Genomic DNA, 21,848 nt, shown 5'->3' with positions numbered 1-21,848 from the left:
TGCGTGGGTTTTTTATTGTCACCGTGCGGCACCCGCCAACGGTCGCCTCAATCGTCGCTGTTCGGATCCATGTCCGGAAACAGCACTTCTGTAAAGCCAAACTTGGCGAAGTCGGTAATCCGCATTGGATACAGCTTGCCGATCAGGTGATCGCATTCGTGCTGTACGACGCGCGCATGAAAACCTTCGGCGACGCGGTCGATCGGCGTGCCGTACTGATCGAAGCCGTGATACTTGATCATCGAAAAGCGGCTGACCGCGCCGCGCAGGCCCGGAACAGACAGGCAACCCTCCCAGCCCTCTTCCATATCCAGCGAAACCGGCGTGATGGTCGGATTGATCAGCACCGTTTCCGGCACCGGCGGTGCATCCGGATACCGTTCGTTGCTGCCGAACCCGAAGATCACCACCTGCAGATTGACGCCGATTTGCGGTGCGGCGAGCCCCGCTCCGTTCGCATGGTGCATGGTCTCGAACATGTCTTTCACGAGCTCATGCAATTGCGGCGTGTCGAAGTGATCGACCGGATCGGCAATGCGCAGCAGGCGCGGATCGCCCATCTTGAGAATTTCGCGGATCATAACTGCCCCTCCAGGAGCTTACGCATACCATCTTCGTCGAGTACGGGAATGCCGAGTTCCTCGGCCTTCGCTAACTTGCTGCCTGCTTCGGCCCCCGCCACCACATAGTCTGTTTTCTTGGACACCGAGCCGGCCACTTTCGCGCCGGCCGCTTCGAGCATTTCTTTCGCCTCCTCGCGAGCGAGGCTCGGCAAGGTGCCCGTCAACACAACGGTCTTGCCGGCCAGCACGCCCTGCGGCGCCTTCGGCGCGGGCGGCCCTTCAGGCCACGTGACCTTGCCCGGCGCGCGCAGCTGTTCGATCACCGTGCGGTTATGCTCTTCGGCGAAAAACTGGTGAATGGATTCGGCGACGACGGGCCCGACGTCGTTGACCTCCAGCAATGCTTCCACCGAGGCCTCCATGATCGGATCAAGCGATCCGAAGTACTTCGCCAGATCTTTCGCCGTGGATTCGCCGACGTGGCGGATGCCAAGCGCGTAAATAAAACGGGCAAGCGTAGTGTGCTTGGCCTTCTCGAGCGAGTCGAGCAGGTTCTGCGCGGACTTGTCGGCGAAACGGTCGAGCTCGGCGAGCGTCGAGAAGCCGAGGTTGAACAGATCAGCGGGCGTTCGCACCAGGTTCTGTTCTACCAGTTGGTCGATGATCTTCTCGCCCAGCCCGTCGATGTCCAACGCGCGCCGCTGCGCGAAGTGCCATAGCGCCTGCTTGCGCTGGGCCGGACAGAACAGGCCGCCGGTGCAACGCGCAATCGCCTCGTCGGGCAGCCGCTCAATGTTCGAGCCGCACACCGGACAATGCGTAGGCATCACAAATTCGTGCGCGTCAGCCGGGCGGCGGTCGATGAGCGCGCTCACCACTTCCGGAATGACATCGCCCGCGCGCCGCACGATCACCGTGTCGCCGATACGAATGTCTTTGCGACGCACTTCGTCTTCGTTATGCAGCGTGGCGTTCGTGACCGTCGCACCGCCGACGAACACGGGCTCGAGACGCGCCACCGGCGTGATCGCGCCGGTGCGCCCCACTTGCACGTCGATCGCGACGAGTTTCGTCAACGCTTCCTGCGCCGGGAACTTGTGCGCGAGAGCGAAACGGGGCGCACGCGACACGAAGCCGAGCGCGTCCTGCTCGTCGCGCCGGTTGACCTTGTACACGACGCCGTCGATGTCGTACGGCAGCTTGTCGCGCTTCTCGCCGACCGCGTGGAAAAACGCAAGCAGACCTTCGGCGCCCTTCACGACCGCGCGCTCCGCATTGACGGGCAAGCCGAGTTCCTTGTACCAGTCGAGCAGTTCGCTATGCGTGGCCGGCATCTCGACGCCTTCGAGCACGCCGATGCCATACGCAAAGAACGACAACGGCCTTTGCGCGGTGATTTTCGAATCGAGCTGACGCAAGCTGCCCGCCGCAGCGTTGCGCGGATTGGCAAACTCCTTGTGACCCGCGGCGCGCTGACGTTCGTTCAGACGCTCGAAGTCGCGTTTGAACATCAGCACTTCGCCGCGCACGTCGAGTATGTGCGGCACGCGCTTCCCCTTCAGCTTGAGCGGAATCGAGCGGATCGTGCGGACGTTCTCCGTGACGTTCTCGCCAGTCGTGCCGTCGCCGCGCGTGGCGGCCTGCACGAACACGCCGTCGACATAGCGCAGCGAGATCGCGAGGCCGTCGAACTTCAACTCGGCCGCGTAGTCGACCGGCACCGGCGGTTCCTTCGCATTGTTGCCGAGGGCGTCGCCGACGCGCTTGTCGAACGCGAGGATGTCTTCGTCTGCGAAACCGTTGTTCAGTGACAGCATGGGCTGGTCGTGGACGACCGGCTCGAACCCGCTTGCCGCCTCGCCACCGACGCGCTGCGTGGGCGAATCAGGGACGATCAGATCGGGATGCTGCGCCTCGATGCTCTCCAGCTCCTTGAACAGCTTGTCGTATTCCGCGTCCGGCAAGTCGGGCTGGTCGAGCACGTAGTACGCGTAATTGGCGCGTTCGAGTTCCGCGCGCAGCCACGCGGCCCGCTCGGCCGGAGCGCTGGTTGCTGGATCTGAGGCGGGAGTTCGAGCCATGCTGTAGGCGCTTCTTCAGTGAAATTGGACACTGGATTATCGCAGGAAGCGTGCCCCTTTACATCGGCCGAATGGCCAGCTTGCAGACCTGAGCGCGAGTATGCGAAAGTCGGCGGCGTTACGCTTCAAAACGACAACGGCCGCGCATTGCGCGGCCGTTCGAGGCGTTTGAAACGCGGCGGGTTACTGGCTGAACAGACGCCGAGTAGCGGGCGATCCTGCCGGAATGCCAGCCTGTTCGAGCTTCGCGTAAAGCGTCATCAACTGCTTTTCGATCGCGAGCAGCGCGGTCTCCGGCAACGGGCGACGGCCGTCGTCCACCACCCGCCCGCCGATGCGCTCGGCCAGCGACTTCGCGTAGTCGCACATCAGACGGAACGGCAAGATGTCTTCGTCGGCCACCGGCACGTCGAGCACCAGCGTGATCATCTGACCGCCCTTGTACGTAAGGTCGTCGCGCAGAAAGTTCGTGTCGCCGAATTGCAGCATGAACACCGGGCTCTGGCGCGCGTCCAGCTTGACGAAGCGCGTGCCGTCGCGCGAAAGCAGCAAGCCGTCTTGCGAGGCCACGGCTTGCACGTAGTTGGCCGACCAGGGCGCGCCGTCGGAGAGCACGTTGATCGACAACTGCGCGTCGCACTGCGCGGCGAAACCGTCGAGTTCACGGGCCATCGCGACTGTTTCGAGCATGTCGGGAAATTCCGGCGAGGCGTCGATTGCGTCGGCAAACTGCTGTACGCCCGTCACGAACTCGGAGAACTCAAGTTCGTTCAACGCACCGCTGCGATTGGCCAGCTGCGCGGCCGCGCGCAACTCTTCATAACGCGCGCCGTTCTGCAGCAACTCCCACGCGCCGCCCTCGAGTTTGCCTTCGATATGTACCGGCTTGCTGCCGGCGCGGCGCAGACGCTGCGCGAGCGGAATGACCTTGTCGCCCGCAACCGGTCCGTTCAGACGAATCGGCACGATGCAGTCGATGCGGCGATCGACGATAGCCGGCGGCGCGGACGAAATCGTCGTGGCAGCCGGCAGAATCGGCTCGATCTGTTCGTCGGCTTCGCGCGACGTGTTGCTCGCGGGTTGTTGACCAGCCGCCGCCGCGTCCTTGCCGGCGTCGGCACCGAGGCTCCCCTTAGTGCCGCTACTAGTGCCGCTATTAGTGCCCCCCGCAGCCTCGGCATCATCGCCGTCTGACAGATAGCCGTTCGGTGTGGTCGTCTCTGCCTGAATGTCGGCTGGCGTATCAAGCGGCGCGGCGCCTACCGGCACGCCAAAAGTCGGTTCGACGCGGGCCGACGCCGTGTCGGCGGATGTCTCTGCGCCCACTACCGGCTCGCGGCGCGTGGTGGGCCGAGCCGGTTCAATGAACGGGCTCTGTTCCTGATGGTCGTCGCGCGCGAAATTCTCCGCGGCGTCCGCGGGCATGGGCCGCGGCATCTTGCGGCGCACCTTGGCGCCCTGCCACGCGTTGTACACCACCACGCCCCCGACCACCACGGCACCCGCGCCGATCAAACCGAGTGTCAACTCGTCCATGCATGCTCCATCAGCAATTCTTTATCTGCGCGTCCTGACGCCCGCCCCACGTATCGCGCGGCGAGTGCCGCAGCGCTGAACGCGGGCGCCCGCGCTTCCTTGATTCAAACGAAAACTTAAACGATATTCTGGGCGAAACCCGCAGCCGTTTCCATGTCGACGGCAACGATGCGCGACACGCCCTGCTCCTGCATCGTCACGCCGATCAGTTGCTGCGCCATTTCCATCGCGATCTTGTTGTGCGAGATGAAAAGGAACTGGGTTTTGTCCGACATCGCGCGTACCAGATTGGCGAAACGTTCGGTGTTCGCGTCGTCTAGCGGCGCGTCCACTTCGTCGAGCAGACAGAACGGCGCCGGATTCAACTGGAACATCGCGAACACGAGCGCGGTTGCGGTCAGCGCTTTTTCGCCGCCCGACAGCAGGTGGATCGTCGAATTTTTCTTGCCCGGAGGCTGCGCCATCACCTGTACGCCGGCGTCGAGAATCTCGTCGCCGGTCATGATCAGCTTCGCCTGGCCGCCGCCGAAGAGACGCGGGAACAGTTCGCCGAAATGACGGTTCACTTCGTCGAACGTGCCTTGCAATAGCGTGCGCGTTTCCGCGTCGATCTTGCGGATTGCGTCTTCGAGCGTCTCGATCGCGCTCGTCAAATCGGCCGATTGCGAGTCGAGGAACGACTTGCGCTCTGTGGCCGCCTTGAGTTCGTCGAGCGCGGCCATGTTGACTGGACCGAGCGCGGTGATCGCATTATTGATGCGCGTGACTTCGCCCTGCAGATACGACGGCTTCATGTCCGGCGTGAGCTTGGCCTGCAGCTCCGCCTCGTCGACGCCCGCTGCTGCCAGTTGCTCGATGAACTGCTTGCCGTTCAGCCGCGCGGCCTGTTCCTTCAGTTGCAATTCGTTGATGCGGTCGCGCAGCGGTTGCAGCGCGCGCTCGGCGGTGAGACGCGTTTCGTCCGCGGCGCGCAGCTTCGCAGTCAGGTCGTCCAGTTCGAGACGCGCAGCGTGCAACGCCTCTTCCTTGACCGCGCGAATGTCGAGCGCGTCCTGCAAGCCCGTGTGAGCGGTCTGCTCGTTGATGGTTTCGAGTTCGGCGCGTGCATCTTCGAGCGACGCCGCGACGCGCTCGCTCTGCTCGTGCGCGACCTGAATGCTGCGCTTCAATTCGTCGATGCGGTTCGCCATGTTGCGCGCGGCGAAGCGCGCGTCGGTCGCGGCGCGGTCGAGGTCGCGTGCCTCGCCGCGTGCAGCGGTAAGCGCTTCGTCGAGCGCCTCGAAAGCCAGTTGGTGATCTTCGAATCGCGCCTGCAATTCGGCGAGTTCGCCGTCGTAACGCTCGAAGTTCGCTTCGGATTCCGCACGCATCGCGCGCTGCTCTTCGATCTGTGCGTTGATCTCTTCGAGCTCTTCACGAATCTGCGTGCTGCGCTGCGTGTAACGCTCGTGCGCCTGCGTGAGCTTGAGCACGTCGAGTTGCAACGCGTGCACGCGCTGGGTTGCCCGCTCGGCCTGCTGACGCACGTCGGTCAGCGCCTGCGCCGCTTGCGTGTGCGCGGCTTCGGCGCGGATCGCGGCGGCCTTCGCTTCGTCGGCGAGCAGGGCTTGTGCGCGCACCTGACGCGCGAGATTTTCGATTTCCTGCTGACGGGCCAGCATGCCGGCCTGTTCCGAATCGGCCGCATACAGTTGCACGCCGACGCGCGTCACCACGTGCCCCGCCTTTACGACGAACGAACCGCCTTCGGGCAATTGCGAGCGCATGCTGAGCGCCTGCTGCAGATCGTCGGCGACGAACGCAAGGCCGAGCCAGTCGTTCAACACCGCGCGGATGCCCGCGTCGTCGATACGAACGAGCGACAGCAGCGGCCGAAGCGCGGGCGAAGCCGCGGCCGGCTGACCGGCGACGGGCGGTGCGTAGAACGCGAGCTTGGCGGGCGGCGCGTCGGTAGCGAACGCCTTGACCCAGTCGAGATTCGATACTTCGAGCGCGGCGAGCCGCTCGCGCAGCACGGCTTCGAGCGCGGCTTCCCAACCGGACTCGACGTGCAGCTTCTTCCAGAGTCGCGGCAGGCCACCAAGCTCGTGCTTTTCGAGCCACGGCTGAATCTTGCCTTCGGTCTGGACGTTTTCCTGCAACTGTTTGAGCGCGGCAAGGCGTGCGTCGAGCTGATGAATCTGCGCGCTTTCCGCCTGCACGCGCTCCTGCGCGGCACGGCGTTCGGCGTCCAGACGCGGCAAGGTTTCCTGCGCATCGGCAAGCCGCGTCTGCGCGTCGTGCAGAATCTCTTCGTGTTCCGCGAGTTGCATGCGCAACTCTTCGAGCTGTGCTTCGTCGGGTGCGTCGAGGCCGCCGGCTTCCGCCTTCAGGCGCTCGTGACGCTGCTGCAACTGCTGCAATTGCTGATCGGCATTGCGCTGATGCGCGGCTTCGAGCTTGAGCGCCTGTTCGGTCTGCGCAATGCCGCCGCGCTCCGCATTCAGCTCGGCTTGCGCATCGCGCCAGCGCGCTTCGAGCGCGGGCATGGCGTCGTGCTTCGCGGCGGCTTCTTCTTCAGCGAGCGCGGTCTTTTCTTCGGCGACGGCGAGTTGCTCCTCGGCGTCTTCGAGATCGCCCTGCGCTTTTTCGGCCTGCGATTGCCACTGTTCACGCTGCGCGGTCAGCGCAGCGATTTGCGCCTGCACGCGGTTGCGCGATTCGACGATGAACTTGATTTCGGCTTCGAGCCGGCTGACTTCGGCGTTCGCTTCGTACAGCGCGCCTTGTGCGCCCTGCATCGCGTCGCTCGCCGAGTAATGCGCGACGCGCAGCGTTTCGAGTTGCGCTTCAACTTCGCGCAGTCTGGCGGTTTGCGCTTCGAGGTCGATTTGCGCCTGTTCGATGGCGCGCTGCTGACGTTCCTGCTCGCTGCCCGCCTCGTTCTTGCGCAGCAGCCACAACAGGCGTTGCTTCTCTTCGCCGTCGGTTTGCAGTTCTTTGTAGCGCGTGGCGACCACCGCTTGCGCTTCGAGCTTCTCGAGGTTCGTGCCCAGCTCACGGACGATGTCCTCGACCCGCGTCAGATTCTCACGCGTGTCGTGCAGGCGGTTCTCCGTCTCGCGGCGGCGTTCCTTGTACTTGGAGACACCCGCGGCTTCTTCGAGAAAGACGCGCAGTTCTTCGGGCTTCGCTTCGATCAGGCGCGCAATCATGCCCTGCCCGATGATCGCGTAGGCGCGCGGGCCGAGACCGGTGCCGAGGAAGATGTCCTGAATGTCGCGGCGACGCGCCGGCAGGTTGTTGATGTAGTAGCTCGACGTGCCGTCGCGCGTCAGCACGCGCTTCACGGCGATCTCGGCATACTGGCCCCACTGCCCGGCGGCACGCCCGTCGGCGTTGTCGAACACGAGTTCGACGCTGGCGCGGCTGCCCGGTTTGCGCGCAGTCGAGCCGTTGAAGATCACGTCCTGCATCGACTCGCCGCGCAGCTCCGAGGCGCGCGATTCGCCGAGCACCCAGCGCACGGCGTCGATGATGTTGGACTTACCGCATCCATTGGGTCCGACCACGCCGACTAGCTGGCCCGGAACCTGGAAATGCGTGGGATCGACGAATGACTTGAATCCAGCGAGTTTGATCGAGGTCAGACGCACGGCGATTTCGCTGTTTGAAAGGGAGAAAAATAGGTGGCTCACGAAGGCCGCATGAGCCGTGTGCCGCTGCAGCGATGCGGCCCGCGCTCCTTGCCAGCCCTCGAGACATGGGCGCCGGCTGCACGCGCACCGCGCATGCGCCGGCTAATGAGGGGCAATCATACCATCGCGCGTGGGCGGTTCTTGCCGTCCTTATGGTCGTCGCGCTCGTGGATGTCGGCCGAGCGTGTGCTCGTGGCGCTCGCGGCGCCCGGGTCGTCGCTCGGGTCCTCGCCCACGTCCTGATTGGCGGGATCGGGCGGCATTGTCTTCGTGCGATGCATCCAGCTCGACAGCGCCGAAGCAAGCACGATGCACGCGCCGCCCGCCCATTCGCGCGGGCCGGGCGTCTCGCCGGCAAAGAGCCACGCCGACAGGGCCGTGACCACGAGCTCGAACAACATGATGATCGACGCCCGGTTGGCCGGCACGCGCGATAGCCCATATTGCACGAGCATGTTGTTCGATGCGAGCAGGAAACCGAGGCCGAGCACCAGCCAGGCGGCCGTAGCGAGATGTGCGCCGGTGGGCGGGGCGGGCATCGCTTCGAATAGCGACGCGCAAGCGCCGAAAATCGCCGCGCCGCCGAAGATGGTCGCGGTGCGCATTTCCGGTTTCATCTGCGGCAATACGCGGCTTGTCTTCAGGATCAGGACGTTGCTCATCGCGAAGCCCATGCCGCCCGCGAGGCCCGCCCATTCCGCGAGGTTGCCCGGCAGCGGAATGCCCAACTGCGGCGACCACAGCATCGTCATCGCGCCGGCCAGCGACAGCGCGGCGAGACCCGCGCCGGCCCACGTCAGGCGTTCATGCAGGATGAAGTGCGCGAAGAGCGCGGTCCATGCAGGCGTCAGATAGAAGAGCAGAAGCACGCGCATCACCTGCCCGTGGATCGATCCCCACACGAAGCCGAGATTCGTGATGCCTGCGGCGAGCGCGAGCGCCGGCAGCAGCCAGTGCCAGCGCACGGTTTTCAGCGCCCGATGGCGCACCAGAAGGACGAACAGGCAGCCGGCGCCGCTCGTGAGCGCGCTCGCGGCCGTGCCGGTCACGCCGAGCGCTGCGAGCATTCGCAGCGGATACCAGATCATTCCCCACACCGACGCGCCCATCATGATCGCGAGCGTCGGCCACCCTGTGCGAAGCCAGTTTGTCATGGCGACGCTCTCCGCGAGATGGTGCTGTTCGTGTCACGGACTGCGGCGTTTTCGCACGTTCCTCGTCCGGACGTCTCCTCGATTGCTGCGTACATTGCTGCTCCTGCCTTGTTTCTGCGCGGGCTGTTACGTTCCGCGTCGTTCCCGCTGCAGCGCATTAACTGCGCCGCCTGGCGGGTGGTGCTGCCCTGGTTGATGCCAGGCTTGTGCTGATTGATGACTCCGTGGCGCCAGGCAGGCCTTGCCGATGCCCGCTTGCAGCAGGCTCGACCGTGAGCCACGCCCCCCAGCGACCCAACGCGAGCCCCCACGCACGCTATAATCCCCTGCTCGCCGCCGCTGCTATTTTCGCGCGGCGCGGCCCAGCGCATGCGCCGTCGTGCATCTTTTCCGCGCCCTCTTCGATCAGGCTCGATCCGCCCAGTGAATCCGCTACTCGACTCCCTCCAGCCGTATCCATTCGAAAAGCTGCGCGCGCTTTTCAAAGACGTCGCGCCGGCCTCTGGCTTCCCGCATATCAGCTTCGGCATTGGCGAGCCGAAACATCCGACGCCCAGGTTGATAACCGACGCCGTGATCGCCTCGCTCGGCGGTCTGTCCGCGTATCCGGCCACCGTAGGGTCGCTGCCGTTGCGCGAGTCCATCGCGAAGTGGGTTACGCAGCGCTACGGCCTGCCGCCGGTGGATCCCGCGACTCAGGTGTTGCCGGTCTCGGGTTCGCGCGAGGCGCTGTTTGCGCTCGCACAAACGGTCATCGACCCGAAGCGCAACGCGAAAGGCGAGCCTGCGATCGTACTCTGTCCGAACCCGTTCTACCAAATCTACGAAGGCGCGGCGATTCTCGCGGGCGCAGAGCCCTATTTCGTCAATAGCGACCCGGCGCGCAACTTCGCGTGCGATTACTCGGCGGTGCCGGCCGACGTCTGGGCTCGCACGCAACTGCTGTATGTCTGCTCGCCGGGCAACCCGACCGGCGCGGTGCTGACGCTCGAAGACTGGCGCGAACTCTTCGCGCTGTCGGACCGCCACGGCTTCGTGATCGCCTCCGACGAGTGCTACTCCGAGATCTATTTCGACGAAGCCAACGCGCCGCTCGGCGGCCTCGAAGCCGCGCACAAGCTCGGCCGCGGCTATGACAGACTCATCATGCTGTCGAGCCTGTCGAAGCGCTCGAATGTGCCCGGCATGCGCTCGGGCTTTGTCGCGGGCGACGCGGCGATTCTCAAAGACTTCCTGTTGTACCGGACGTACCACGGCGCGGCGTTGTCGACGGTGTTTCAAAGCGCGAGCATCGCAGCCTGGAACGACGAAGCGCACGTGCGCGAGAACCGCGCGAAATATGTGCAGAAGTTTTCCACCGTCACGCCGATGCTTGCGGCGGTGCTCGACGTGCGCCTGCCCGACGCCGCGTTCTATCTGTGGGCCGACGTCTCGCGCACCGGCCTCACGGACACGGAGTTCGCCCAGCGTCTTTACGCCGACTATAATGTGACGGTTCTGCCGGGCTCGTTCCTCGCGCGCACCGCGCACGGCGTGAATCCCGGCCGCAATTTCGTGCGCCTCGCGCTTGTCGCCGACGTCGACGAATGCACGCAGGGCGCGCAACGCATCGTCGATTTTTGCCGCGGGCTGGCGGGCTGAGTTTGCCGGGTTCTAGGCCGGCACGTCGTCTGATTCGTCGCGCGGCCTGCCGCTGATTGTTCCTGTTCCGTTTTCCCGGCGAACGCCTTGCGCACCGCCTCCCTTCTTCAGACTTCAACTCTTCAGAAAGCACGCATATGTCGCAACAACTTCAGCAAATCATCGACACCGCCTGGGACAACCGCGCCGAGCTGTCGCCCAAAGCCGCGCCGGCCGACGTGCGTGAAGCCGTCGCCCACGCCATCGAGCAACTGGACAAGGGCGCGCTGCGCGTCGCCGAGAAGAAGGACGGCGACTGGGTCGTCAATCAATGGTTGAAGAAAGCCGTGCTGCTGTCGTTCCGCCTCGAAGACAACGCGCCGATGCCCGCGGGCGGCTACAGCCAGTTCTACGACAAGGTGCCGTCGAAGTTCGCCAACTACACCGCTGAAGACTTCGCCGCCGGCGGCTTTCGCGTCGTGCCGCCCGCCATCGCGCGCCGCGGCTCGTTCATTGCGAAGAACGTCGTGCTGATGCCGTCGTACACCAACATCGGCGCCTATGTCGACGAAGGCTCGATGGTCGACACGTGGGCCACCGTCGGTTCCTGCGCCCAGATCGGCAAGAACGTGCACCTGTCGGGCGGCGTAGGCATCGGCGGCGTGCTGGAGCCGCTGCAGGCAAACCCGGTCATCATCGAAGACAACTGCTTCATCGGCGCGCGTTCGGAAGTGGTGGAAGGCGTGATCGTCGAAGAGAATTCGGTGATTTCGATGGGCGTGTACCTGGGCCAGAGCACCAAGATTTACGACCGCGAAACCGGCGAGGTCACATACGGCCGCATTCCGGCGGGCTCGGTCGTGGTGGCGGGCAATCTGCCGTCGAAGGACGGCTCGCACAGCCTCTATTGCGCCGTGATCGTCAAGAAGGTCGACGCAAAGACACGTGCGAAGGTCGGCCTGAATGAGCTTCTGCGAGGCGACTGATGGCGCGCGGCACCAAGACTGTCGTCTACGGAATTCCGAACTGCGACACCGTGAAGAAAGCGCGTGTGTGGCTCGAAGAGCACGGCGTGGAGTTCGAGTTTCATGACTTCAAAAAAGCCGGCGTGACCGAACCGCTCGTGCAGGACTGGCTGAAAGACGTCAAGCTCGACGCATTGCTGAACCGCCGCGGCACGACGTGGCGCGGTCTGTCCGACGACATGAAGGCGGCGGCGGACACCCAGCCTGGCGCGATCGCGTTGATGATCCACAAACCGTCGGTCATCAAGCGGCCCGTGCTGGTGATCAATGGGCGCGTGAAGTCGCTTGGTTTTTCGCCCGAAGAATATGCAGCGCTGTTTGCGTGAGCATGGCGGCGTTCGCGTGAGCGCTGCGCCGCTTGCCCTGCCGCTGCATTGTGTTGCTTGAGCGCGGCTTCGCCGCGTTGCGTCAAAGCTGTTGCCGGCTGCGGTGCGTCACCGCCAGCCGGCATTTTTTCATCCCAAAGTGGCTTGTATCGAATCCATGTCCGGCACTCTCGCCCTTACCGAACAACTGATCGCGCGCGCCTCCGTCACGCCCGACGATCAGCATTGCCAGCGCCTCCTGATCGAACGCCTGTCCGCGCTCGGCTTCGAGCACGAAACCATTGAATCCAACGGCGTGACGAACCTGTGGGCCGTCAAACGCGGCATTGACGGCCGCGCGGGCAAGCTGCTCGCCTTTGCCGGTCACACCGACGTGGTGCCCACCGGCCCGCTGGACCAATGGCAGTCCGCGCCGTTCGAACCCACGCATCGTGACGGCAAGCTGTACGGTCGCGGCGCAGCCGACATGAAAACCTCGATCGCCGGCTTCGTGGTCGCGAGCGAGGAGTTCGTCGCGGCGCACTCGCAGCATCGCGGCTCGATTGCGTTCCTGATCACGAGCGACGAAGAAGGCCCCGCCACCGACGGCACCGTCAAAGTCGTCGAGGCGCTGCAAGCGCGCGGCGAGCGCATGGACTATTGCATCGTCGGCGAACCGACTTCGAGCACGCAGTTCGGCGACACGGTGAAAAACGGCCGGCGCGGTTCGATGTCGGGCAAGCTCGTCGTCAAGGGCGTGCAAGGCCATATCGCCTATCCACATCTGGCGAAAAATCCGGTGCATCTGCTCGCGCCCGCGCTGGCAGAACTCGTCGCCGAGCGCTGGGACAACGGCAACGAATACTTCCCGCCCACCACGTGGCAGGTGTCGAATATACATAGCGGCACGGGCGCCACCAACGTGATTCCCGGCCACGCGGACGTGATGTTCAACTTCCGCTTCTCGACAGCCAGCACGGTGGAAGGCTTGCAGCAACGCGTGCATGCGATCCTCGACCGGCATGGTCTCGAATACGACCTGCAGTGGACCGTGAGCGGCCTGCCGTTCCTCACGCCCCATGGCGATCTGTCGAACGCGCTGGCCAAAGCGATCAAGGACGAAACCGGCGTGAGCACCGAACTGTCGACCACCGGCGGCACCTCGGACGGCCGCTTCATCGCGCGGATCTGCCAACAGGTGGTCGAGTTCGGCCCGCTGAACGCCAGCATTCATAAGATCGACGAACATATCGACGTCGCCCACATCGAGCCGCTTAAAAACGTGTACCGCCGCGTGCTCGAACAACTGATCGCTTAACCGGGAAATTTCCAAGGACTATTGCGATGACGCTGCCCTTTTCCACTGTCCGCGACCTGCTGCGTTTCGCGGTGTCGCGCTTTAACCAGTCCGGGCTCTCGTTCGGCCACGGCTCGGCCAATGCGTACGACGAAGCCGCCTATCTGGTACTGCACACGCTGCATCTGCCGCTCGACCTGCTCGATCCGTTCATGGACGCACGCTTGAGCGCGGCTGAGATCGACGCGGTTCTCAACGTGATCGAGCGTCGCGCCACCGAGCGGGTGCCGGCTGCCTACATCACACAGGAAGCATGGATGCACGGTTTTCGCTTCTACGTCGACGAACGGGCGATCGTGCCGCGTTCGTTCATCGGCGAGTTGCTGCAGGACGGGCTGCAACCTTACGTTGAAGATCCCGAACAGGTCAGCGCCGTGCTCGAACTTTGCACGGGCTCAGGCTGCCTCGCGATTCTTGCGGCGCACGCGTTTCCGAATGCCGATATCGACGCGGTCGATCTATCCGCGCCGGCTCTCGAAGTCGCCGCGCGCAACGTGGACGACTACAAGCTCGAAGAGCGCATCGCTCTCTTCGAAGGTGACCTGTATGCGCCGCTCGCGGAGCGCCGCTACGACGTGATCATCAGCAACCCTCCGTACGTGAACGCCGCGTCGATGCAAGAGTTGCCCGCCGAATATAAGCACGAGCCGGAAATGGCACTCGCGGGCGGCAGCGACGGCATGGACATCGTGCGGCGGATCATCGCCGACGCGCGCAACTGGCTGACCGAAGACGGCGTGCTCGTGATCGAAATCGGCAACGAACGTCAGCATGTGGAAGCGGCATTCGGCGGGTTGAACCTCGTATGGCTGTCCACGAGCGCCGGAGACGATAACGTGTTCCTGATCCAGGCCGCCGACCTGCCCGTCTGAACCGGGCAGACACCGGGCCGAGTCGAAGCTTAGCCGTAGGTCGCAGTGAGTGGTTCCGCTGCTCATTGCGACTTTATGCAAAGCGCTTGCTCTGATCCGGTAAAAAACTCGATTACATCGGATGCCTGAGCCGTCGGTCAGGGTTAGCGTCCTGGCAGTGGTTGCGACGCCCAGCAAACGCTTGCCGTCGTTTCAGGCAATGCTCAACCCGCCCCCAACCCGCGCGCGTTCTGTAAGATGGGCGCCGTTAGCTCGTTGGCTCGTTAGCTCGTTAGTTCCTTAGCTTGTTGGCTTAGCTGCCCGTGTTCGTCCAGCGAGCCGTGCAGCGCTTCGCCCGTCCCTTCGCTCGCCTATGCAATTCGACCTGCTTCACGTCGGCACGCTGGTGGCCCTCGCCCACATACTCGGCGTGGTCGCGGCATGTCACGCGATTCTCAATACCCGCACGTCACAAGGCGCGATCGCGTGGGCCGTGTCGCTGGTCGCGATGCCGTATTTCACGCTCGTCCCATACCTCTTTCTCGGGCGCAGCAAGTTTGCGGGTTACGCCGACGCGCGCCGCGTCGAAAATGAATTGCTGCGCGCGCACGCGCATCCTCCAGAGTGGGACAGGCTTGCTTCCTCGGCGCAACTCCCCGCGCATGCACTTGGCGGCAGGCTCGTCCACTCGCTCACACGGCTCGGCGGCATGCCGTTTCTGCCGGGCAACTCCGTGCGCACGCTGGTGAACGGCACCGCGACATTCGAGGCAATATTCCAGGCCATCGAAAACGCACGCCATTACGTGATCGTGCAGTTCTTCATCGTGCGCGACGACGCGCTCGGCGAAATGTTCAAAGACGCACTGATAGCCAAGGCGCAACAAGGCGTGCGCGTGTATTTCCTCTACGACAGCATCGGCAGCTTCGACCTGCCGCACCGCTATGTCGCGTCGCTGCGCGCGGGCGGCGTGGACACGCATCCGTTCGCCACCACTCGCCGGTTCGTCAACCGGCTGCAACTGAACTTTCGCAACCATCGCAAGATCGTTTCTGTCGATGGCGAACGCGCGTTTGTCGGCGGCCACAATGTCGGCGTGGAATATCTGGGCGGCAAGCCGCCGCTCTCGCCGTGGCGCGACACTCATATCGAAGTGCGCGGACCGGCGGTCGCCAGCATCCAGTTCGTGTTCACGGAAGACTGGTACTGGGCAACGCAGCAGTTGCCTCAACTCCATCTGCCGACGGCGCCGCCGCCCGACCTCGCGGCGCCGTCGGACCCGGCCAACTCCACGCACCCGGCAACGGGCCACGACATGCACTGCCTCGTCGTGCCGAGCGGCCCGGCCGACAAGCAGGAAACCTGCTCGCTCTTTTTCGTCGAAGCGATCAATGCCGCGCGCGAGCGCATCTGGATTACGACGCCCTACCTGGTGCCGGACGAAGCCGTGTTCTCGGCGCTGCGGCTTGCAGCGCTGCGTGGTGTGGATGTCCGCATTCTGATCCCCAGCCGGCGCGATCACGTGGTGGTGTTCGAAGCGTCGAAACTGTATGCGTACGATTCGCTGCGCGCGGGCATCCGCATTTTTCGCTACCAGCCGGGTTTTCTGCACCAGAAGGTCGTGCTGATCGACAGCGTGGCGGCGGCGGTCGGCAGCGCCAATCTCGACAACCGTTCGTTTCGCCTGAACTTCGAGATCATGGTGATGACGGTCGACCGCGATTTTGCGAAAGAAGTCGAGGCAATGCTGCTCGCCGATTTCGCCGAATCTCGTGAGATAGATCGCAACGAGTACCGCAACGCGAGCGCGTTACGGCGCGTGCTGATGCATGTGGCCCGACTGTTTTCGCCAATTCTGTAAGCCGTCGCCGCGCGTGCCGCGTGGTTACAGCAGTTTTTCAATGTCCTCGACAATCGCCTCAGGCTTGGTCAAAGGCGCGTAGCGCTTGACCACGTTGCCGTCACGGCCGATAAGAAACTTCGTGAAGTTCCACTTGATCGCTTCAAGACCCAGCAGGCCGGGCGCTTCGCCCGTCAAATAACGGAACAGCGGATGTGCGTTGGCACCGTTCACATCTACCTTGTCGAACATCGGGAAAGTCACGCCGTAGTTCTTTTCGCAGAAGCTGCCGATTTGCGCCGCGTCGCCCGGCTCCTGCTTGCCGAACTGATTGCATGGGAAGCCCAGCACCGCAAGCCCGCGCGCCGCATAGCCCTCATACAGCTTCTGCAAGCCCGCATATTGCGGCGTAAATCCGCATTCGCTCGCCGTATTGACGATCAGCAAGACCTTGCCTTCGTACTGCCCGAGGCTCACTTCCTCGCCGCCTAGCGTGCGGGCCGAAAAAGAATAAATCGATGTCATGTGCTCTCCCCAGGAAAGCCGTCAGTCTATGCCAAAAGCGCGGCGGATAAAGTCGGCCGAATGGCTGATGCCGGCTGAGCGCCCGGTGTCATCCCCGGCAGTCTAAAATAGCGTTTTTCTCAAGCCGGCCTCTTCGTGATCCGCTTTAACCAGTTCAGCCTCGCGCGCGGCACCAAGCCGCTCTTCGACAACACCACGTTCACCCTGAATCCCGGCGAAAAGGCGGGCCTCGTGGGAGCAAACGGCGCTGGCAAGTCGACACTGTTTGCCGTGCTGCTCGGCGAACTGCATGCGGACGGCGGCGATTTTTCGATCCCGCCGACGTGGCAGATCGCGCACGTCGCGCAGGAAACACCCGCTGCGGACAAGACCGCCCTCGCCTATACGCTCGACGGCGACGCGGCATTGCGTGCAATCGAAGCGCAGATCGCGGCCGCTTCCGCCGCGCACGACGGCGCGGCCGAAGCCAACGCGCATGCAGCCTTTGCGGACGCCGACGGCTATACCGCGCCCGCGCGCGCCGAAGCGCTGCTGCTCGGCCTCGGTTTCACGCTCGACCAGACCCGTGAACCGGTCAGCAGCTTCTCGGGCGGCTGGCGCATGCGGCTCAATCTCGCGCAGGCGCTCATGTGCCGTTCCGATCTGCTGCTGCTCGACGAACCGACCAACCACCTGGATCTCGACGCAATCGTCTGGCTCGAAGACTGGCTGCACCGCTATCCGGGCACCTTGATCGTGATCTCGCACGACCGCGAATTTCTCGATTCGGTCTGCAACGTCACGCTGCATCTCGAACAGCAGCAGATCAAGCGTTACGGCGGCAACTACTCGCAGTTCGAAGTACTGCGCGCCCAGCAGATCGCGTTGCAACAGAGCGCATACGAAAAGCAGCAGCGCACGGTCGAGCACCTGCAGAGCTACATCAACCGCTTCAAGGCACAGGCGACCAAGGCGCGCCAGGCGCAAAGCCGCGTGAAGGCGCTTGAGAAGATGGAACTGATCGCGCCGGCGCACGCTGCGTCGCCGTTCACGTTCGAATTTCGCACGCCCGATTCCGCGCCGAACCCGATGATGGTGATGGAAGACGTGCGCTGCGGCTATCACAGCGAAGAAGGCGTCGAAATTCCGATCGTCGAGCGCGTGATGCTGTCTATCCAGAACGGCCAGCGCATCGGGCTGCTCGGCGCGAACGGCCAGGGCAAGTCCACGCTGATCAAGACGCTGGCCGGCACGCTCGCGCCGCTCGGCGGCCACGTGCGCGAAGGCAAAGGCCTGCGCGTCGGCTACTTCGCGCAGCATCAGCTCGAAACGCTGCGCGCGGACGACACGCCCTTGCAGCACCTCGCGCGCCTTGCGCCGGATACGCGTGAGCAGGAATTGCGCGACTTCCTCGGCAGCTTCAACTTTTCCGGCGAAATGGCGACGTCGAAGATCGCCCCCTTCTCCGGCGGCGAAAAGGCGCGGCTCGCACTCGCGCTGATCATCTGGCAGAAGCCGAACCTGCTCCTGCTCGACGAGCCGACCAACCACCTGGATCTGGAAACACGGCACGCGCTGACCATGGCGCTCGCTCAGTTCGAAGGCACGCTGATCCTCGTGTCGCACGACCGGCATTTGCTACGTGCCACGACAGATCAGTTCATGCTGGTCGCGAAGCACCGCTTGCAGGAATTCGACGGCGATCTCGACGATTACCGCGACTGGCTGCTGCAACATGCGGCCGAGCAGCGCGCGGCGTTGAAAGCGGGCAATGCGACGAACGGCGCGTTCAATGGCGACAATGGCGCGGACGGCGGCGTGAATCGCAAGGAACAGCGCCGGCTGGAAGCGGAAACCCGTCAGAAGCTTGCGCACCTGAAAAAGCCGCTGCAAAGCCGTATCACGAAGATCGAGAAGGAGATGGACGCGCTCAACGCGGAAAAGGCGACGCTCGATGCATTCGTCGCCGATCCTGCAAGCTACGAGCCGGCTCAAAAGAGCAAACTGACGGACGCAATTCGCCGTCAGGCAGACGTGAACGCGCGCCTTGAAGCACTCGAAGCCGAATGGCTCGAGACACACGAGGAACTCGAACAAATCGGCTAGCGGGACGCTGTCCGCGATCCGCGCCGGCATCGACGAGAGGTTGGCTTTGTCATCTGCGATGTCCTCCGCTGCATCTTCCGTTTCAGCCGCCGATTCGGCTTCAAACGCGGCGTCCGCCCCGCCTCCATTAAAAGGCCTGCGCGTGCTCGACCTCACGCGCCTGTTGCCCGGCCCCGTCGCCGCGCTGCGGCTTGCCGAACTCGGCGCCGAAGTGCTGAAAATCGAAGCGCCAGGCGCCGGTGACCCAACGCGAACAATGATGCAGTCGTCGAGCGACCGCGTGGCCGGACGGCCCGGCGCGTTTTACCGGCTGGTGAATCGCGGTAAGCGCGAGACACGGCTCGACCTCAAGTCGGAAGCAGGACGCAATGTGCTGCGAGCGCTCGCAGCGGAAGCGGACGTGTTGATCGAAAGCTTCCGGCCGGGGGTGATGGATCGGCTCGGCGTGGGCTACGCGACGCTGCGCGCGGCCAATCCGCGGCTTGTGTACTGCGCGATCAGCGGCTATGGCGCACGCGGCCCGTTCGCCAATCATGCCGGGCACGATCTGAATTACATCGGCTACGCGGGCGTTCTCGACCAACTCACCGACCGCGACGGCGCGCCAATCGTGCCGAACTTCCAGATAGCCGACCTGCTCGGCGGCGCGCTCAGCGCGGTCACGCAGATCCTCGCCGCGTTATGGCACGTATCGCGCGGCGGCGAAGGCCGTTTCGTCGACGTTTCGATGACACACGCCACTCATGCGCACAACGTGATCGCGCAGGTCGCGCTCGCTAATGGCGATTCCGCGGGAAATGCCACGAGAGATACTACGGCCGGCGCCGCCGGCAACACGGCGCGAAACGCAACGGAATACACAGCGCCAGGCGCGGGCCTGCTGAACGGCGGCGTGCCCTGCTACAACTTGTACCGTACGCTGGACGGCCGCTGGCTCGCGGTGGGGGCGCTGGAACTCAAGTTTTGGGAAAGCCTGTGCATGGCGCTCGACCGCCCCGAATGGGCCACGCGCCACTGGAGTCTCGGCCAGGCAATCGGCGGGCCGGACGCCGTTGCGCTGACGCGTGAACTCGCCGACGTCATCGGCTCGCGTGCGCTCGATGAATGGGTTGCGTTGCTGGAGCCGCTCGATTGCTGCGTCTCGCCAGTCTTGACGGCAGCCGAAGCGGCCCAGCATCCATTGTTCAATCCGCAAGCGCAGGACGAGCACGACGAGCATGTCGAGCCGGATGAACTCACAAACGGATTCGAAGACCGGAGCGACGGGCGCCCTAAAGCGCGACCGGAGCACGATTGAACCGCACTTCAACACCGACCGAAACGCGACTCGAGCGCCGGCAAGGCGCAATCGAAGCTTGGGCCAGGCGCAACGCGCTTTAACACCTCGCGCCGGCCCGCAGCCTCACCGGCGCGCCACCGTCTGCCGCGGCAACGTCTGACGCGGCGTCTTTTCGTCGTCGTAAAGCAGATGCTTGCGGCCTTCCACGTGGCGATTGATAGTGGCGCGCACCTCGGCGGCAGTCGCGTCGCCGGCTACCACGCGGCGCGAAATCTGCCCCGTTCTGTCGATCCACTCGACGATCCGGCAAGTGCCGCCCCACGGCTGGTGAATGGGGGCTGAGACCCGGCAGCCGCGCACCTGTATCGGCCCTTCGGCTATGGTTTCATGTGAGTGTTTCAAGGCGCGATCCTTTTTCGGGCATCGGAAGGGATGCAATAGCTTTGCAGCTTAAGGAAAAAGGAAGGGCTTGTTGGTTACAACCAACCTGGAGATATTTACGGCGCATTACGGCGCGCGCGTGGCGCACCACGCGCGCTATCGGCGTCTATTCGAGGGTGCGGACCCGGTCGATAGCCTGTTCGATGCGTTCGACCGCAACGACCTGTAAGCCTTCTATCGGCTGCTTGGGCGCGTTGGCCTTTGGAATGACGGCGACCGAGAAGCCGAGCTTGGCGGCTTCCTTCAAGCGCTCCTGGCCGCGCGGCGACGGCCGGATTTCGCCGGCAAGACCTACTTCGCCGAATACCACGAGTCCTTTCGGCAGCGGCTTGTTGCGCATCGACGAATGAATGGCGAGCAGCACCGCGAGGTCCGCGGCCGGCTCGGTGATCTTCACGCCGCCCACCGCGTTCAGGAACACATCCTGATCGAAACATGCGATCCCCGCGTGCCGATGCAGCACGGCGAGCAGCATCGCGAGCCGGTTCTGCTCCAGGCCGACGGCGAGGCGCCGCGGATTCGGTGCATTGGCGGAATCCACCAGCGCTTGAACCTCGACCAGCAGCGGCCGCGTGCCTTCCTGCGTGACCAGGACGCACGAGCCCGGCACCGACTGCTCGTGCTGCGACAGAAAGAGCGCCGACGGGTTCGCGACGCCGCGCAAACCGCGCTCCGTCATTGCGAACACGCCGAGTTCGTTGACCGCGCCAAAGCGGTTCTTGATCGCGCGCACGAGGCGAAACGACGAGTGCGTGTCGCCCTCGAAGTACAACACCGTGTCGACGATGTGCTCCAGCACCCGCGGTCCCGCGAGGGCGCCTTCCTTCGTCACGTGGCCGACCATGATGATCGTGGTGCCCGACTGCTTCGCGATGCGCGTTAATTGCGCCGCGCACTCGCGGACCTGCGCGACGGAGCCCGGCGCCGACGTGAGCGCATCGGAATAGACGGTCTGGATCGAGTCGATGACCGCGACGTCGGGCTGCTGCTCCGCAATCGTCGCCTGAATTTTCTCAAGCTGGATTTCGGCGAGCAATTGCAGTTCGCTCGCTTTCGAGCCTGGTTCCAGCAGCGACAAACGTTGCGCGCGCAACGCAATCTGCGCGGCCGACTCTTCACCGCTGATGTAAAGCGCGCGTTTGTCGGCGGCAATTTCAGCGAGCGACTGCAGCAACAGCGTCGATTTGCCGATACCCGGATCGCCGCCGATCAGCACCACGCCGCCGGGCACGAGGCCGCCGCCGAGCACCCGGTCGAACTCGCCCACGCCGGTGGAAAAGCGCGGCACGTCGGAGGCTTCGATATCGGCGAGACGCCGCACCGGCGCACTCTTTGCGAGCGACTGGAAACGATGGGTGGAAGGTGTTTCGGCGACCGATTCGACGAGTGTGTTCCAGGCCTGACAGGACGGGCACTGGCCCGCCCATTTTGGCGTTTGACCGCCGCATTCACTGCATACGTACAACGTTTTTGCTTTTGCCACGCGTTCTTGCCTGGTTACTATTGTTT

16 protein-coding genes are annotated in these 21,848 nt (G+C 64.0%); 8 read left to right on the top strand and 8 right to left on the bottom strand.

All coding sequences use genetic code 11. The features are described 5' to 3' along the window. Positions 1–47: 47 nt before the first annotated feature. The 5 genes from def to OH764_RS05835 all read right to left on the bottom strand — a co-directional run bounded on the left by def (position 48) and on the right by OH764_RS05835 (position 9,011). Positions 48–581 (bottom strand): peptide deformylase, encoded by a 534-nt coding sequence (gene def, locus OH764_RS05855; protein ID WP_020065624.1) that lies wholly within the window; start codon positions 579–581, stop codon positions 48–50. Further along, positions 578–2,644, bottom strand: coding sequence for an NAD-dependent DNA ligase LigA (ligA, locus tag OH764_RS05850; RefSeq protein WP_498848350.1), 2,067 nt, complete (start codon positions 2,642–2,644; stop codon positions 578–580). Before ligA ends, def begins: the two co-directional genes overlap by 4 nt. A 183-nt stretch (positions 2,645–2,827) precedes the next feature. Next, a complete protein-coding gene (locus tag OH764_RS05845) occupies positions 2,828–4,180 on the bottom strand; it encodes a cell division protein ZipA C-terminal FtsZ-binding domain-containing protein (protein WP_498848349.1) in 1,353 nt (450 codons plus the stop codon). A 116-nt stretch (positions 4,181–4,296) separates the two neighbouring features. After that, on the bottom strand, positions 4,297–7,815 hold the full coding sequence (gene smc / locus OH764_RS05840) for a chromosome segregation protein SMC (RefSeq protein ID WP_498848765.1): 3,519 nt from the start codon (positions 7,813–7,815) through the stop codon (positions 4,297–4,299). A gap of 158 nt (positions 7,816–7,973) precedes the next feature. Further along, complete coding sequence (locus tag OH764_RS05835) at positions 7,974–9,011, bottom strand: DMT family transporter (RefSeq protein WP_498848348.1); 1,038 nt, start codon at positions 9,009–9,011, stop codon at positions 7,974–7,976. Between the two features lie 423 nt (positions 9,012–9,434). Between OH764_RS05835 and dapC the strand changes: the two genes are divergently transcribed. The 6 genes from dapC (at position 9,435) to cls (ending at position 16,030) form a co-directional block, all read left to right on the top strand. Continuing rightward, a complete protein-coding gene (dapC, locus tag OH764_RS05830) occupies positions 9,435–10,652 on the top strand; it encodes a pyridoxal phosphate-dependent aminotransferase (protein ID WP_498848347.1) in 1,218 nt (405 codons plus the stop codon). 137 nt (positions 10,653–10,789) lie between these two features. Then, positions 10,790–11,617 (top strand): 2,3,4,5-tetrahydropyridine-2,6-dicarboxylate N-succinyltransferase, encoded by an 828-nt coding sequence (gene dapD, locus OH764_RS05825; RefSeq protein ID WP_027775340.1) that lies wholly within the window; start codon positions 10,790–10,792, stop codon positions 11,615–11,617. Continuing rightward, positions 11,617–11,982, top strand: coding sequence for an ArsC family reductase (locus OH764_RS05820; RefSeq protein ID WP_027775341.1), 366 nt, complete (start codon positions 11,617–11,619; stop codon positions 11,980–11,982). Before dapD ends, OH764_RS05820 begins: the two co-directional genes overlap by 1 nt. A gap of 157 nt (positions 11,983–12,139) precedes the next feature. Beyond that, positions 12,140–13,279 carry a succinyl-diaminopimelate desuccinylase gene (gene dapE, locus OH764_RS05815; RefSeq protein ID WP_498848346.1) on the top strand — a complete coding sequence of 380 codons (1,140 nt, stop codon included), beginning with the start codon at positions 12,140–12,142 and terminating at the stop codon, positions 13,277–13,279. 26 nt (positions 13,280–13,305) lie between these two features. Then, positions 13,306–14,190 (top strand): 50S ribosomal protein L3 N(5)-glutamine methyltransferase, encoded by an 885-nt coding sequence (prmB, locus tag OH764_RS05810; RefSeq protein WP_027775343.1) that lies wholly within the window; start codon positions 13,306–13,308, stop codon positions 14,188–14,190. Between the two features lie 352 nt (positions 14,191–14,542). Beyond that, positions 14,543–16,030 (top strand): cardiolipin synthase, encoded by a 1,488-nt coding sequence (gene cls / locus OH764_RS05805; protein ID WP_498848345.1) that lies wholly within the window; start codon positions 14,543–14,545, stop codon positions 16,028–16,030. A gap of 24 nt (positions 16,031–16,054) precedes the next feature. Here cls and OH764_RS05800 read toward each other — a convergent pair whose 3' ends face one another. Then, positions 16,055–16,534, bottom strand: coding sequence for a glutathione peroxidase (locus OH764_RS05800; RefSeq protein ID WP_020065613.1), 480 nt, complete (start codon positions 16,532–16,534; stop codon positions 16,055–16,057). Positions 16,535–16,669: 135 nt separating this feature from the next. On the opposite strand from OH764_RS05800, the gene OH764_RS05795 reads away from it, so the two are divergent. Together OH764_RS05795 and OH764_RS05790 are read left to right on the top strand one after the other, a co-directional pair. Beyond that, positions 16,670–18,619 (top strand): ATP-binding cassette domain-containing protein, encoded by a 1,950-nt coding sequence (locus tag OH764_RS05795; RefSeq protein WP_498848344.1) that lies wholly within the window; start codon positions 16,670–16,672, stop codon positions 18,617–18,619. Positions 18,620–18,761: 142 nt separating this feature from the next. After that, positions 18,762–19,916, top strand: a complete 1,155-nt coding sequence (locus tag OH764_RS05790) for a CaiB/BaiF CoA transferase family protein (protein WP_498848343.1) — start codon at positions 18,762–18,764, stop codon at positions 19,914–19,916. A gap of 105 nt (positions 19,917–20,021) precedes the next feature. Here the strand turns inward: OH764_RS05790 and OH764_RS05785 are convergent, their stop codons facing one another. Together OH764_RS05785 and radA are read right to left on the bottom strand one after the other, a co-directional pair. Next, positions 20,022–20,300, bottom strand: coding sequence for a DUF2866 domain-containing protein (locus OH764_RS05785; protein WP_020065610.1), 279 nt, complete (start codon positions 20,298–20,300; stop codon positions 20,022–20,024). Positions 20,301–20,445: 145 nt separating this feature from the next. Continuing rightward, positions 20,446–21,822 (bottom strand): DNA repair protein RadA, encoded by a 1,377-nt coding sequence (gene radA / locus OH764_RS05780; protein ID WP_088174711.1) that lies wholly within the window; start codon positions 21,820–21,822, stop codon positions 20,446–20,448. Positions 21,823–21,848: the final 26 nt, after the last annotated feature.

This window comes from Burkholderia sp. M6-3 (genome assembly GCF_050858985.1).
Taxonomy (GTDB): domain Bacteria; phylum Pseudomonadota; class Gammaproteobacteria; order Burkholderiales; family Burkholderiaceae; genus Paraburkholderia; species Paraburkholderia caledonica.
This window is presented reverse-complemented; position numbering and strand designations above follow the sequence as displayed.

Excerpts from the sequence above, each read along its gene's own strand:
- def (WP_020065624.1), bottom strand. The coding sequence starts at position 581 with ATGATCCGCGAAATTCTCAAGATGGGCGATCCGCGCCTGCTGCGCATT.
- ligA (WP_498848350.1), bottom strand. The coding sequence starts at position 2,644 with ATGGCTCGAACTCCCGCCTCAGATCCAGCAACCAGCGCTCCGGCCGAG.
- OH764_RS05845 (WP_498848349.1), bottom strand. The coding sequence starts at position 4,180 with ATGGACGAGTTGACACTCGGTTTGATCGGCGCGGGTGCCGTGGTGGTC.
- OH764_RS05835 (WP_498848348.1), bottom strand. The coding sequence starts at position 9,011 with ATGACAAACTGGCTTCGCACAGGGTGGCCGACGCTCGCGATCATGATG.
- dapD (WP_027775340.1), top strand. The coding sequence starts at position 10,790 with ATGTCGCAACAACTTCAGCAAATCATCGACACCGCCTGGGACAACCGC.
- OH764_RS05820 (WP_027775341.1), top strand. The coding sequence starts at position 11,617 with ATGGCGCGCGGCACCAAGACTGTCGTCTACGGAATTCCGAACTGCGAC.
- dapE (WP_498848346.1), top strand. The coding sequence starts at position 12,140 with ATGTCCGGCACTCTCGCCCTTACCGAACAACTGATCGCGCGCGCCTCC.
- prmB (WP_027775343.1), top strand. The coding sequence starts at position 13,306 with ATGACGCTGCCCTTTTCCACTGTCCGCGACCTGCTGCGTTTCGCGGTG.
- cls (WP_498848345.1), top strand. The coding sequence starts at position 14,543 with ATGCAATTCGACCTGCTTCACGTCGGCACGCTGGTGGCCCTCGCCCAC.
- OH764_RS05800 (WP_020065613.1), bottom strand. The coding sequence starts at position 16,534 with ATGACATCGATTTATTCTTTTTCGGCCCGCACGCTAGGCGGCGAGGAA.